The sequence below is a fragment of the Thermoflexus sp. genome, from assembly GCF_042408365.1.
Classification (GTDB): domain Bacteria; phylum Chloroflexota; class Anaerolineae; order Thermoflexales; family Thermoflexaceae; genus Thermoflexus.
In genome coordinates, this window is the sequence record NZ_JBHOQJ010000173.1 from 1 (window position 1) to 12,981 (window position 12,981).

General features: G+C 66.0%; 10 protein-coding genes. 7 read left to right on the top strand and 3 right to left on the bottom strand.

Annotated features, from left to right (window positions below):
• The first annotated feature begins 284 nt into the window (after window positions 1-284).
• The 5 genes from proC (at window position 285) to ACFMO5_RS08045 (ending at window position 4,543) form a co-directional block, all read left to right on the top strand.
• Complete coding sequence (gene proC / locus ACFMO5_RS08025; protein WP_376792230.1) at window positions 285-1,139, top strand: pyrroline-5-carboxylate reductase; 855 nt, start codon at window positions 285-287, stop codon at window positions 1,137-1,139.
• Window positions 1,114-1,614, top strand: coding sequence for a TIGR00725 family protein (locus ACFMO5_RS08030; RefSeq protein WP_376792231.1), 501 nt, complete (start codon window positions 1,114-1,116; stop codon window positions 1,612-1,614). The genes proC and ACFMO5_RS08030 overlap by 26 nt, the downstream gene beginning before the upstream one ends.
• 39 nt (window positions 1,615-1,653) lie before the next feature.
• Window positions 1,654-2,652 carry a carbohydrate kinase family protein gene (locus ACFMO5_RS08035; RefSeq protein ID WP_376792232.1) on the top strand — a complete coding sequence of 333 codons (999 nt, stop codon included), beginning with the start codon at window positions 1,654-1,656 and terminating at the stop codon, window positions 2,650-2,652.
• A 204-nt stretch (window positions 2,653-2,856) separates the two neighbouring features.
• On the top strand, window positions 2,857-4,008 hold the full coding sequence (locus ACFMO5_RS08040; protein ID WP_376792233.1) for an NAD(P)/FAD-dependent oxidoreductase: 1,152 nt from the start codon (window positions 2,857-2,859) through the stop codon (window positions 4,006-4,008).
• Between the two features lie 22 nt (window positions 4,009-4,030).
• Window positions 4,031-4,543: a DUF1641 domain-containing protein gene (locus ACFMO5_RS08045; RefSeq protein WP_376792234.1), complete on the top strand. Its 513-nt coding sequence runs from the start codon at window positions 4,031-4,033 to the stop codon at window positions 4,541-4,543.
• 55 nt (window positions 4,544-4,598) lie between these two features.
• On the opposite strand, the gene ACFMO5_RS08050 is transcribed toward ACFMO5_RS08045, so the two are convergent.
• Entirely contained in the window at window positions 4,599-7,685 is a 3,087-nt protein-coding gene (locus tag ACFMO5_RS08050) for a glucodextranase DOMON-like domain-containing protein (protein ID WP_376792235.1), read from the bottom strand.
• A 533-nt stretch (window positions 7,686-8,218) separates the two neighbouring features.
• Here ACFMO5_RS08050 and ACFMO5_RS08055 point away from each other — a divergent pair.
• Window positions 8,219-10,015 (top strand): thioredoxin domain-containing protein, encoded by a 1,797-nt coding sequence (locus ACFMO5_RS08055; protein WP_376792236.1) that lies wholly within the window; start codon window positions 8,219-8,221, stop codon window positions 10,013-10,015.
• Window positions 10,016-10,050: 35 nt separating this feature from the next.
• Window positions 10,051-11,106, top strand: coding sequence for a molybdopterin-dependent oxidoreductase (locus ACFMO5_RS08060; RefSeq protein ID WP_376792237.1), 1,056 nt, complete (start codon window positions 10,051-10,053; stop codon window positions 11,104-11,106).
• 238 nt (window positions 11,107-11,344) lie between these two features.
• Here ACFMO5_RS08060 and ACFMO5_RS08065 read toward each other — a convergent pair whose 3' ends face one another.
• Window positions 11,345-12,130, bottom strand: coding sequence for an SCO1664 family protein (locus tag ACFMO5_RS08065; RefSeq protein ID WP_376792238.1), 786 nt, complete (start codon window positions 12,128-12,130; stop codon window positions 11,345-11,347).
• 66 nt (window positions 12,131-12,196) lie between these two features.
• On the bottom strand, window positions 12,197-12,724 hold the full coding sequence (locus tag ACFMO5_RS08070; protein WP_376792239.1) for a DUF3090 domain-containing protein: 528 nt from the start codon (window positions 12,722-12,724) through the stop codon (window positions 12,197-12,199).
• Window positions 12,725-12,981: the final 257 nt, after the last annotated feature.

Genomic DNA, 12,981 nt, shown 5'->3' on the forward strand with positions numbered 1-12,981 from the left:
ACGAACTCCGCCCGAAGGGACATCGCGGTGCACTCCTTCCAGGGCACGTCCCACCTCCTCCTCAGGTGTCGTGCCCTCATCGTATTCCAGTGTTACCCATGTCTCTGAACAAGTGTCACCCATGTATCTGGTCTATACACGGGGAGGGATAGAAGGGGGGAGGAGCCATCCGGCTTCCCCATCGCATACCCCCAAAACAAATCTGGAAGACGCAATAGTTGCCCGAAGGCAACAGGAGGTCTCTCAATTTCAGATCCATACCGAGAAGCGAAAGGAGGGGAATGATGGCAATCGACGCACATCTGCCGCGGATCGCGTTCATCGGCAGCGGGGTGATGGCCGAGGCGATGATCCGCGGGCTGTTGCGGGACAACCTGATCGATCCGAAGGATATCATCGCCAGCGGGCCGCGGCCGGAGCGCGGGTTGGAGCTTCAAAGCCGCTACGGTGTGCGGGCCACCACCTCCAACCCGGAGGCGGCTTCGGAGGCCGGGATCGTGGTCCTATCGGTGAAACCCCAGGTGATCCCCCGCGTGCTCCCGGAGCTGCGCGCCCACATCCACCCCGATGCCCTCGTCTTCTCCATCGCCGCCGGGGTCCGCATCGCCACGATCCGGGAGGGCTTGGGGGTCCCCGCGATCATCCGGGCGATGCCGAACACCCCCGCCCAGATCGGCCAAGGGATCACCGTGTGGACGGCAACCGAGGAGGTCACAACCCGCCAGCGGGAGCAGGCGATCCTCCTGATGCGGGCGATGGGCGAGGAAGTTTACGTGGATGACGAGCGCTACCTGGATATGGCCACGGCCCTGACCGGGACAGGGCCCGCTTACGTGTTCCTGTTCATGGAAGCCATGGTGGACGCGGGGGTCCATCTGGGGTTCTCTCGACGGGTAGCCGAGCAGCTGGTTTACCAGACGGTCATCGGATCGGCTCTTTACGCCCGGCAATCCGGCCTGCATCTGGCGGCGTTGCGCAACCAGGTGACCTCGCCGGGCGGCACCACCGCGGAGGCCCTCTACCACCTGGAGAAGGGTGGATTCCGCACGGTGATCTCCCGGGCGATCTGGGCGGCTTACGTCCGGTCCCGACAGCTGGGGCGAGGAGCGGCGGATGAGGTCGAACGTCTGGAACGTTGACCGACCCCTTCTCATCGCCGTCGTGGGAAGCGGGGAGGCCACCCCCCAGGAACAAGCGTGGGCTTACGAAGTGGGCCGCCGCCTGGCCGCGGCCGGTGCGGTGGTCGTGTGCGGCGGCCGCGGGGGTGTGATGGAGGCGGTCTGCCGCGGGGCGGTGGAAGCCGGCGGGCTGACCGTGGGGATCCTGCCCGGGAGCGATCACCGGGAGGCCAACCCATACGTGCGCCTCCCCCTGCCCACGGGCCTGGGCGAAGTGCGCAACGCCCTCGTCGTGCGGGTCGCCCATGCCGTGATCGCCATCGGCGGGGAGTTTGGAACCCTCTCCGAGATCGCCCTGGCATTGAAATGGGGGATCCCGGTGATCGGCCTGGGGACGTGGAGCCTTCACCGGCCGGGCGTAGCTGTGCCGATCGAAACCGTTTCAACGCCGGAGGAGGCCGTCAACCGGGCCCTGGCCCGGGCTCAAGGCGAATAGACCCGGCGCGCGATCCGGCCTTTTCGGAGCCGATTGTCCATGCGATTGCTGACGGTGGGCGACGTGACGGTCGATCTCTTCCTGAGGCTTCCCCGGCTCCCGGAGCGCGGAGGCGATGTGCACACCGAGCAGGTGATCCTCCGGGCGGGCGGATCCGCGGCCAACGTGGCGGCGGTGGCCGCCGCGCTGGGGCTTCCCGCCACCCTGATCGGGGCGGTCGGGCAGGATCCCCTGGGAGAGTGGGCGCTTCAGGCGCTGCGCCGGAGCGGCGTGGAGATCACAGCCCTGCAACGCCGCCCCGAGGCCCCCACCACGGTGATCGCCATCATGGTCACTCCGGATGGGGAGCGCACCATGGTCTCCGGGCGCGGCGCCAGCCGGTTCGCCGCCTTCGAGGAAACCGTTCGCGCCCCAATCGCTCAGTTCGATATCTTCCATCTTTCCGGCTACGCCCTTCTGGAGGAAAGTCCCCTCTTCTTCACCGCTGTGAGGCTGTTCGAGGAAGCCCGCCGGGCAGGTTGTCTGTGCGCCCTGGATCCGGGCCTGCCGGCCTGCGAAGCGGTCCCGGAGGTGGTGCTCCGGACCCTCCAAGGGATGGACCTTCTCTTCTTGAGCGAGGCGGAGGCGGTCGCCCTCTTCGGGCCGGATCCCCGCGCCGCGTTCCACGTCGCCGAGCGGCTGCGCTGGGTGGCGCTGAAGCAAGGAGAGCGCGGATGCTGGCTGTTGGGGCGCGAAGGCGAAGATTACAAGCTTCCGGCTTTCCAGGTCCACGTGGTGGACACCACCGGCGCGGGGGATGCCTTCGACGCGGGCTTCCTAACGGGCCTGGCTCGGGGAGCCCAGCCGGTCGCCGCTGCGCTCCTGGGCAACGCCGCCGGCGCCCTGGCCTGCACCACCTGGGGGGTGATTGAGGCTTTCCCCGGATGGCCGGCCCTCCAAGCCCTCCTCGAGGGCCACCGCGAGCGCCCCGAGTGGAAGCCCTGGCAGGACCCTCTGGAAGAGGTTCTCCGGTTGACGCGCAACGCCCGCGCTGCGTAGGACACTGTTCCCCCTCGTTGGGTCCAGCGCCGCCTTGGTCTTGTCACCTTCCCCGTCGTCGGTGCATCCAACCAAGTGGGGCCGATCCCCCTCCGGAACAACGGGAGACCCAGCGCCCATCCCCCGGACGCGGGGTTGATCCGTCACTGCCTGGGGCTACAGCGACCGTCGGATTCGCGAAGAACCTTCCAAGGGAGGCGAGATATGGCAAGGATCCTGATCCTGGGAGGCGGAAGCGGGGGGCTGGTGGTGGCCAACAAACTGGCTCGCGGTCTCCGCGGGACCGCTCATGAGATCATCCTGGTGGACCGCAACCCCTATCACTGGTTCATGCCGTCCTTCCCATGGGTGGCGTTGGGATTTAAGGAGCCGGAACAGGTGCGGCGCCCGCTGAAAAACCTGGAACGAAAGGGCGTGCGGGTGATCCAGGGGGAGGTTCGGGAGATCCGCATCCCCGAAAAACGCGTGCGGGTGAACGATGAGGATCTCTCCTATGACCTGATGGTGGTCTCCCTGGGGGCCGAGGTGAAGCCGGATCTTATGCCAGGGTTCGAGATCGCTTACCACCCCTGGACCATCGATGGGGCCCTGCGGATGCGGGAGGCGATCCAAGGGTTCCAGGGGGGCCGGATTGTGATCGGCGTCTCCGGGCCCTATTACCGGTGTCCTCCGGCCCCTTATGAGATCGCCGGACAACTGGATTTCGCCCTGCGGGCGCGGCGGTTGCGGGACAAATCCGAGATCATCCTGGCCCATCCCCATCCCCAGCCCCTCTCCGCGATGGGGCCGGCGATCAGCGGCGTGATCTCCGAGATCCTCTCCGCCAAGGGCGTCCGCTTCGAAGGGAACTTCAACGCCCAGGCGATCGATGCGCAGCGTAAAACGCTGGTCGGAACCGATGGCCGGGAGATCCCCTTCGACCTGCTCATTATGGTTCCGCCGCACCGCCCCAGCTCGGCCGGGATGTGTCCGGGTCTGTTAACCCCCACGGGATTCCCCCTGGTCGATCCGAAGACCTTCCGGTGCTTGGCGGATCCCGATGTTTTCGCGATCGGGGACATGGTGAACCCCGCCATCAACCTGCCGGCCGCCGGCGTGGTGGCCCACTTCCAAGCGGAGTTCGTGGCCAATCAGATCCTGGCGGAGCTGAAGGGTGCCTACATCGGCGAGAGCTTCACCCCGGTGGCGATGTGCATCATGGACTTCGGCGACGACGCCGTGCTGCCCATGTGCGACTTCACCCGCATCCTCGATCTGTCCGGGCCGCCCTCGTGCGGGGTGTTGGGCCGCAGCAAGGCCATCCGCCTGGTCAAGATGATGTTCGAATCCATGTGGTTCGCGACCTACCTGAGCTAACCCCGTGCCTTGGAGGCCGTCGATGACCGAGCTGACCGTTCAGGACCCGAAAGTGCAGGAAGCGCTGGAGCGCGCCCTCTCGCTGTTGGTTCGCATGAACGAGAGCGGCGCGCTGGCTTTCCTGGAGGATGTCACCGAGCTCGTGCCGGACTCGCTGTCGTATCTGATGGACCCCCGCCTGCTGAAGATCGGGGCCAACCTGGCCTATCTCCTTCACGGGGTGGAACTGCTCGAGCCGACCCTGATCACCGTGATCATGAGCCGGCTGGTGGAGGAATTAAACCGGGAGCTGACGCCGGAACGGATGAGGGAACTCCCGCGGGCCGGGCCGGCTTCTCTGTTGAAGGCGATGGGGGACCCGGATGTGCAACGGGGCTTGGGGATCCTCCTGCTCTTCCTCAAGGTTCTGGGGCGGGCGTTCCACCGCTCCAGCCAGGAGCTGACGGAGTTAATGGCCCACACCGAGAAAACGCTGGCCGAGCTGCGCCGCCAACGGGCCGAAATGGAACGCCAAGCCCTCGCCGTCCGCTCGTAAGGGGGAGATATGATGAGCGGGGCGCCTTCCGACGCCCCGCTCACTTTGTGGTTCTTCACTTCGAAGGCGACCGCATCCGCAACTGGGCGAAATCCTCCGGGCCCAGACGGTCCATGTTCATCTCCTGCGACGGTCGGTAGGCGGAGAGCATCTCCTCCTGGGTCGGCTGCGCTCCGGCCGGCCAGGCCACATCCAGGATGCGGGTGTGGTTGGTGTCCTCCGGCCCTCCACCCAGCCGCCACTGGGCCGCGCGGGGCAGCACATCCCGCACCCGCCACACCCCCGGCGATGGGAACCCTTCCTGGCTCAGCACCACCGCCAGGTAAGCCGCCTGCTGCGGATCGAAACCGGCCCCGAAGATCCGCTGGGGGACGCGCAGGAGGACGGTGCGCTGGTTCGGGTTCACCGCGATCCGCAACGAGGCGCCCGGGACCGGCTTGGGCTTCCCCTGGGCATCCGGCGCGTAGACGCCCGGCGTCCACCCCTCCGCCCACAACGCGATCTCCCACCCAAACCCCTCCGCCAACGCCGCGTTCCGGCCGGGCAACAGCAACCGCGCCCCCGTCCCTTTCCCCGGATCCCGATCGATGTACACATCGATGGTCTGGAGCGCCAGGCCGTTCGGAGAACCCCAGGGGTTCGGGATCGGCCCGTAAAACTCGAAACGGAAGACCAAATCGTCCCCTTCCCTCCCCACTTGGAACCGCTTCAGGTCGAAGACCTGCGGCAGGAACACCGGGTCGGTGGGATACACGTAGCTTCCAGGTCCGTGATCGTCGCGCTCCGGATCCTCGACGTCCAGGATCACCTCCGCGAGCCCGAAATCGGGCATCGGGAAGCGCGCCACACCGAACGCCGGGAGCGGCGCCGCGCCGCCCGGCCGCGAGACGATCACCTTCCAAAGCACCGGATCCCCAGCCTGCAGGGACCCCAGCGCCGACTGAGGCAAGGCCAGCTCCAGCGTCCCCTCCCCGAGCTGCGCTTGCAGCGCCCCCGGCCCCGGGACCCATTGGCCATCCGCCCCGGCCTGCATCAGCTCCGCCTTCACCGTCCCACCCTGGCGGATCACCCGGATCGCGTGGGTGGCCCCGAACCCCAACGGGGCCCGCGGCCCGAAGGGATCCATGGAGAAGCCCGCCCGTCCGGCCCCCTGCGGCGCGGCGATATAGAAACCGAACGCCACATCCCCTTCCCATGTCCCGTCCACCCGCACATAGAAATGCGTCCGATCCGCCCCCAGCCAGAACCCCTGGAGGGACGGATCGTCCCCGGCGTATCGGGCGGCCGCATCCCATTCCCCCGAGGACGCCCGGCCATCGATGGTCGGTGTGATCGGCCCCGCAAACGGCGTCGCCGGCTCCGCCGCGCGCGGGGGCACGATGGGGATCGAGAGGAAATCGGGGACAGGCTCCCCTAAGGCCTCGTAGACCTGTCGGAGGAGCGACCGGAAGGCCTCGTCGAAGTAATCGTCCTGCCCGCTGTCCTGATCCGATCCATACCACCAGAACCAATCCGATCCCTCCGCCTGCAACATCGCCTCCCGCGCCCGCCCCAGCGCTTCCGCGGAGGCTGGCTTCCGGCCTTCCTCGTACTCTGTTAACCTCTGGCGGGTGCGCCGGAGCGCCGTCCACGCCTCCCGCTCCTCCACCTCCCCGATCCAGGTGTCATAATTCGGGCTGAACCACGCGCCCGGGAACAACTTCGGGAGCGGCCGCGCGGCCTCCGGGAACATTCGGAGGAACTCCGAAGGGGTGACCGTCCGGATGGTCCGGCTCTCGTTCAAGCGCCGGTAAAGGCCGTGGAGGAACGCCTTGCCGTCGTTCTCGTAATACTCCCAAGCGTTCTCGCCGTCGAGGATCACCGAGACCAAGAGCGGGCCCTTCACCCCTTTCGCGCGGGCCTTGTCCCGGATCCGCTCCAAACGGCGAATGAAATCCTCCGCCGCCGCCTCCCCGGGCATCCCCGAATAGGTGAAGCCGATCTTGTCGGAGAGCACCCCATCCCGGAACACGATGAAGAGGGGGCGATCCTGAGGATCCGAGAGGCGGTAGGGGCGATAGAGGAGATCGATCTCCTCCACCGTCTCCTGGGCATCGCGGGTGAAGTCGCTCAAGCCCAGGGAGCGGGCCAGAACCGGCTCCCCGGAGGCTATCCAGACGAAGCCGGCGTCGATGACCATGGGGATGATCTGTTGGGCCACCGCGCCCTCGGCGGGCCAGAGGCCTCGCGGCGCCCGGCCGAACTGGGCTTCATACAGCGCGGCCGCCCGACGCAGATGCTCCCGCGCGTCCTCCGGAGCGACGAAGGGGGGATCCGGCAGCAGCGCCTCCGGGTTCCCCACCCGGGCGAGATCCGAGTAGACGATCAACGGAAGGATGGGGTGGGCATAGGGCGTGGTGGTCACTTCGATCTGGCCGGCATCTTGGAGCGCTTTGTGTAAGGGGAGGATCTCCCGGAGGATCCGTCGCGTCTCCTGGAAGATGGTTTGCTTATCCGCTTCGGTGAAGTCCCGCCCCTTGCGGACCAGGTCCTCCAGCGGAGGTTGGTTCAGGAAATCAGGGTCGAACCAGGCGAGGTTGAAGAGAACCTGCAGATCCCGGAAATCCTGAACCGTGAAAACCGCCAGCGCCCGCTCGATCGTTGCCGGATCCGCTTGGCGGCCCCGTTTCTCCAGGAGCTCCCGATAGCGCGGGAAACGCGGGATCACCCGATCCCAGTTCGCGTCGAAGAACCGACGGAGAACGAAGCGTTTCTCTTCATCGGTGAGCGCGTCCGCCGGCTTCTCCGCGAGGGCCCAGTAGATATCCTTTGCCCCCCCGGCCAGATCCTCCAGCTGGCGGATGAGGGCGGGGGTGAGATTGAAGGTCACGTGGACGTTGGGGTAACCTCGCAGGATGGCGGCCATATCGTAGTAATCCTTGGTCGCATGCACCCGGGCCCAGGGGCGGGTGTAAAGGCCCGTCTGGGGATCCTTCGGGTAGAACGGCTGGTGCTGATGCCAGATCAGCGCCAGGTAGAGCGGCTCCTCTGCTGGCGACGGCGTGGGGGACGGAGGCAACGCCGTGGGCGTGGGCCTCGGCGTCGGCCGACAGCTCGCCAAAACCCCTGCCAGAACCCACAGGAGCAGTATCCGTGTCCACATGGGTCCCCTCCGATTATGATCAGCAGGGATCCATAGCCCGCCAACAAACGATTCCCCGCTAATTTGTAAAGCGCTTTATCTATCATCAGGTGGGTCAAAAAATTTGTCAATAGACGCGTCAGGCAGCGGTTTGATTTTGGGGTAGTTACTCCGGGGTGAGGTGATCCACATCCGAACCTCCCATTGTCTATGAACTCCCCTCGAAATTCCACTGGCAGGACGCTGGAGTCCTCACCAAAGATGTGAAGGATAGGAGGCCTGGTGAATGCGAACAACCTGACCTCAATGAGGCACCGATGTAGGGGCACCCCTTGTGGGTGCCCCTACATCGGTGCAGCCCCCGCGATATGAGGATGTGGGCAGGCCCTTATGCCTGTCCCGACAGGCCTTCTATGGCCACACCCAACCGATCGTGGATTTTTAGGAGAGGCATAGATCGATGGAAAGTTGCACCCCTTCCTCTCTGCTCTGTATGATGGAGATGAAAAACGATCACTATGCTGATCACTTCTCCCGCAGGGAAGGAGGACGCGATGGGCGAGGCGCGGGTGCAGTGGCGGGAGTGGGGCGAGGCGGCGTTCCGGGAGGCCCGGGAACAGGACAAGCTGATCCTTCTCAGCATCTCCGCGACTTGGTGCCATTGGTGCCATGTGATGGACCGCGGGATCCCCGGCGACCCCGTTCACACCGGCACCTACTCCGACCCCGAGATCGCCGAGCTGATCAACACCTATTTCATCCCGATCCGTGTGGACACGGACCGCCGGCCGGACATCAACGCCCGTTACAACATGGGCGGATGGCCCACTACCGTCTTCCTCACCCCCGACGGCGAGGTCCTCACCGGGGCCACCTATATCCCTCCGATGCAGATGCGCCAGGTCCTCCTTCAGGTGCTCCAGTACTACCGGACGGGCCGGGAGGAGATCCGGCGCCGGGCTCAAGAGATCGCCCGCCGTCGGCAGGAGACAAGCCGCCCCATAGCCCGGCCCGAAGCCCAATTGTCATGGACGATCCCCCTCCACCTGATCGGGCTGATCGCCCGCGCCTATGATCCGGTCTATGGAGGCTTCGGGGAGGCGCCCAAGTTCCCCCACCCAGAAGCGTGTCTCCTTCTGTTGGTGGAATACCTCCGCGGCGGACGGCGGGACGAGCGGCTGGCGGAGATGATCCGTCGCACCCTCCACGGGATGGCGGACGGCGGGATGTACGACCACGTGGAGGGCGGGTGGTTCCGGTATTCCACCACCCGCGATTGGAGCCTCCCCCATTTCGAGAAGATGTTGGAGGACCACGCCCGCCTGATCCCCATTTATCTGTGCGCGGCGGAGGCCCTCCAAGATGAGGGGCTCCGACAGGCGGCGGTGAAGGCCATCGCATACGTCCGGCGGACCCTGTATGATCCGGAGCGGGGGGTGTTCTGGGGCAGCCAGGACGCGGACGAGGAATATTACGCCCTCTCCCGACGCGAGCGGGAGCAACGCACCCCTCCCGCGGTGGATCGCACGGTCTATGTCAACTGGAACAGCCAGATGGCCCTCGCGTGGATGATCGCGGGGGACTTCCTCCAAGAGCCCGCGTTCCAGGAGGAAGCCGTCCGGACCCTGGAGGCGCTCTGGACGCTGGCCTTCGACGCCCAGGTCGGCGCCCTCCTTCATTATGTGGATGTCCATGGCGAGCGGGCGGACCAGAAAGGCGTCCCCCCGCTGCTGGCCGATCAGGTCCATTACGCCCGGGCGGCCCTGGCGGCCTTCCAGCGAACCGGCGACCCGCGCTTCCTGGAGCGGGCGCTCCGGCTTCGGACCTACATGGAATCCGCCCTGGCCGACATGGAGGGCGGTGGCTTCTTCGACCGGCCGGAGGATCCCCGCGCCCTCGGCGCCCTGCGCGTCCGCCAGAAGCCGCTGGAGGAGAACGCCGTGGCCGCTGAGCTCTACTTGACCCTCCACGATCTCACCGGGGAGCGCTCGGCCCGGGAGGTCGCGGAGCGAACCCTGCTGGCTTTCGAGCAGGAGTATGGAAAATACGATTTCGTGGCCGCCCCTTACGGGTTGGCCGTCTACCGGGCGATCACGGAACCCGTGCGGATCCATGTGATCGGCCCGATGGAGGACCCGGCCACGCGGCGCTTGCTGGCGGCCGCCTGGCGGGGGGATCCCTTCCTTCGGATCGTTGTGCCCATGGACCCTCAACGCGATGCATCGGCGATCCAGGCCCAGGGGTTCCCCCTGGATGGGCTCCCCGCGGCGTACGTGTGCGTGGGCGACCGCTGCCTGCCGCCCGCCCGCACCCCGGAGGAGATCGCCGAACGGCTGCAGACGGTGACCTGAAGGCCGGTGTGATCTCCGTTTGAAAGGAGCTTTCCGTGCGCTGGCGACGACGAGAAGTGTTGCGGTTCCTCATCGGCGGGGCGGTCGGAGCGGCCGCCGCCGCGTGCGCCCGGCGTTTCCGGCTCCCGCAACCCACGCCCGACCAGGCTCCGGCTTCCACCCCGATCCCCATCCAGCTCCCCGCCCCGGAGCGCTGGGACATCGAATCCCCTGTCCCCATCACCCCAACGCCGGAATTCTACGAGGTGAAATACAGCACCATCCCTCAGGTGCGGATCGAAACCTGGATCTTGGAGGTCGATGGGGAGGTGGAGCGTCCGCTTCGCCTCACCTATCCGGATATCCTCGCCATGCCCGCGGTGATCGAGATGCGAACCTTGGAGTGCATCAGCAACCCGGTGGGCGGGGATCTCATCGGCAACGCCGTGTGGAAAGGGATCCGGATGGCCGATTTGCTCGCCATGGCGGGCGTTCGCCCGACGGCCACCGAGGTGGTTTTCCACGCGGCGGACGGTTACCACACCAGCATCCCGGTGGGCCTGGCTCGGGATCCCCATTCCATCCTCGCCTATATGATGAACGGCGAAGTGTTACCTCTGGCGCATGGGTTCCCGCTTCGAGCCCTCTGGCCGGGCCGTTACGGCATGAAGCAGCCGAAGTGGATCACCCGCATCGAGCTGATCCGGGGGGAGCACATCGGTTACTGGGAGGGCCAGGGTTGGTCGAAGGAAGCGATCATCAAGCCCAACTCTCGCATCGATGCGCCCAGCTCCGGGATGCTCCCGGCGCAGCCGATGGAGCTCCAGGGGATCGCCTTCTCCGGCCCGATGGGGATCGCGCGGGTGGAGGTGAGCACCGACGACGGCCGGACCTGGCAGGAGGCTGAGCTCATCCGAGGGCCCACCCCCTATGTCTGGACCGTCTGGCGCTACCGGTGGACCCCTTCGGAGGCGGGGGAATATGTGCTTCGGGCCCGAGTGGTGCAAAACGACGGTTACGTCCAGCCCCGGGGGCGCGGCCGGCTCCTCAGCGGCACCTTCCCCGATGGGACCGATGAACAGCACGCCGTGCGCGTGGTGATCGCCCCATGACTTAGGCCCCGCGTCATCCCTCAAGGCAACTCCGCCACGGATGAAATGCCTTTCGGAAGGCCCTCCCCTCCATGCCTTGAAGCAATCATTAGGCACTCCTGTGGAGGCTTTTTCCATCCTCCCTTCCCACGCCCTTTCGGGCCGAGGAGATCCAACTCGAGGAGGGCGAGAAAGACTTTGGGGTCCGAGTGCTCCGAGATCCGGAGCGCAACCATTGGATCCTTCTTCTAGGGAGACGTTAAATCATCGGCCACGGCACGGAGCGCCAGGGGCCGGGGTGCGGGAAGACCGGGCGCTCCAGGAGGGCCAACGTCCGCGCCTCCAGCGCCGCGATCTCCTCTGCGCTCAGCAAACGGGCCAGCTCCGCCCGCAAGCCCACATCTTCCTTCAAACGCTGATAGAACACGCGAACCTCCGCCACGATGTCCTCGGGGATCGCTTGGCCCTGGTAATCCCAGATCACCGTCCGCAGCTTCGGCTGCGCGTGGAAGCAGATCCCGTGGTCGATCGCCCAGATCCGCCCGTTGCGGTCCCGCAGGCAATGTCCGGCCTTACGATCCGCGTTGTTGGTGATCAGGTCGAACACGGCCAGGCGCATCAACACAGGCTGCAGCGCCGGGTCCTCCCGGAAGGTAAAGTAATTCTCCTCCGGGTCAGCGTCGATATAGAGCTGGAGGGCCCCCCGGCCGTACGGGCCGGAGGATCGCAGCACGGTGGGAGGCACCAGGCCCCAGCCCAGGGCTTCGCTCACGACATAGGCAGCCACCTCGCGGTAGCAGAGCGTGCCGTGAGGGAAATCCCACAGAGGCTCCTCGCCCCGCTGGGGCTTATAAATCGCCAGGCCGGATGTGGCTTCGTGGGTGATCACTGCCAGAAACGTCGCATTGGATCCCCAGGGGACCAGGCCCAGGAGCTGGATCTCCCCCTCCCGGAGCCATCGGAGGACGATCTCCTTCGGCGTTTCAGGAGGCAACGGCTCGGGGATCCTCCGGGCTGTGCCAGAGCGCAAACGACGGGGAACCATCCATTTGCTTCCTTAGCGCATAAAGGTTGGAGGCGATCCTGGCGTGCTGTGTCACCCTGTTCCCATTTAGAACACCACCGCCTTCCCGTTCCGGCGAGGGCAGATATGCCCTTCCGGATCGATCGGGCGGCCGCACAGCGGGCAGAGGGGACGGCCTCGGGCCACGACATCGGCGCTATGGCGGCTCAGGGCATGCATTTGCTCCCGGGTGGCCCAGAAACGCACCACCCGCAGCAGATCTGGATCCTGATCCTCTTCCGCCAGCTCTTGAATCACCAGAACGATCCAGTCCCCCCGAGGCTCATAACCCAGCCCCATCCGACCGGCCCGGAACAACGGCTCCAGGGGCTCCTCCAGCTGCAGCTCCGATTCGTCCGGCTCCCGCCCCAGGGGGCGTGGATATTTTTCATTGATCTCCTCCAGAATCTCCTCCAAGGAATGAGCCAGGGCCCTCACCTGTTCCTTTTCGCACAGGATGGTGACCAGCACATCCTCCTGACGGGCCTGGATGTAGAACGTCCGCCGTCCAGGCTCGCCCACCGCATCCGCTGTGATCCGATCGACTGGCCGCAGGTCGTAAATCAATCGAGGCATCCTGTTCGATCTCGTCTTGAAAGGATCTGGAAACGGCCCGTGCGGGCGTGCTTTCCGGCACGCCGCTGAACTTGCCCCTTACCTCCAGCTCCAAAACCGGTGGTCACCTCACTCCGATGCAGCGCTTTGCTCGCCTTCGTGTTGAGGATATTCGAGGGAGGGGCTGTCAGCCTCCCTCACTGCACGCCCCAAAACTCGCGTATAGGATTTTCGGCTTTGGTTCCCTGGAGGGTTGGGGGCGAGCCGGGCGCCTTCGG

Excerpts from the sequence above, each read along its gene's own strand:
- ACFMO5_RS08065 (WP_376792238.1), bottom strand. The coding sequence starts at position 12,130 with ATGGTTCCCCGTCGTTTGCGCTCTGGCACAGCCCGGAGGATCCCCGAG.
- ACFMO5_RS08030 (WP_376792231.1), top strand. The coding sequence starts at position 1,114 with ATGAGGTCGAACGTCTGGAACGTTGACCGACCCCTTCTCATCGCCGTC.
- ACFMO5_RS08035 (WP_376792232.1), top strand. The coding sequence starts at position 1,654 with ATGCGATTGCTGACGGTGGGCGACGTGACGGTCGATCTCTTCCTGAGG.
- ACFMO5_RS08070 (WP_376792239.1), bottom strand. The coding sequence starts at position 12,724 with ATGCCTCGATTGATTTACGACCTGCGGCCAGTCGATCGGATCACAGCG.
- ACFMO5_RS08055 (WP_376792236.1), top strand. The coding sequence starts at position 8,219 with ATGGGCGAGGCGCGGGTGCAGTGGCGGGAGTGGGGCGAGGCGGCGTTC.
- ACFMO5_RS08045 (WP_376792234.1), top strand. The coding sequence starts at position 4,031 with ATGACCGAGCTGACCGTTCAGGACCCGAAAGTGCAGGAAGCGCTGGAG.
- proC (WP_376792230.1), top strand. The coding sequence starts at position 285 with ATGGCAATCGACGCACATCTGCCGCGGATCGCGTTCATCGGCAGCGGG.
- ACFMO5_RS08040 (WP_376792233.1), top strand. The coding sequence starts at position 2,857 with ATGGCAAGGATCCTGATCCTGGGAGGCGGAAGCGGGGGGCTGGTGGTG.
- ACFMO5_RS08050 (WP_376792235.1), bottom strand. The coding sequence starts at position 7,685 with ATGTGGACACGGATACTGCTCCTGTGGGTTCTGGCAGGGGTTTTGGCG.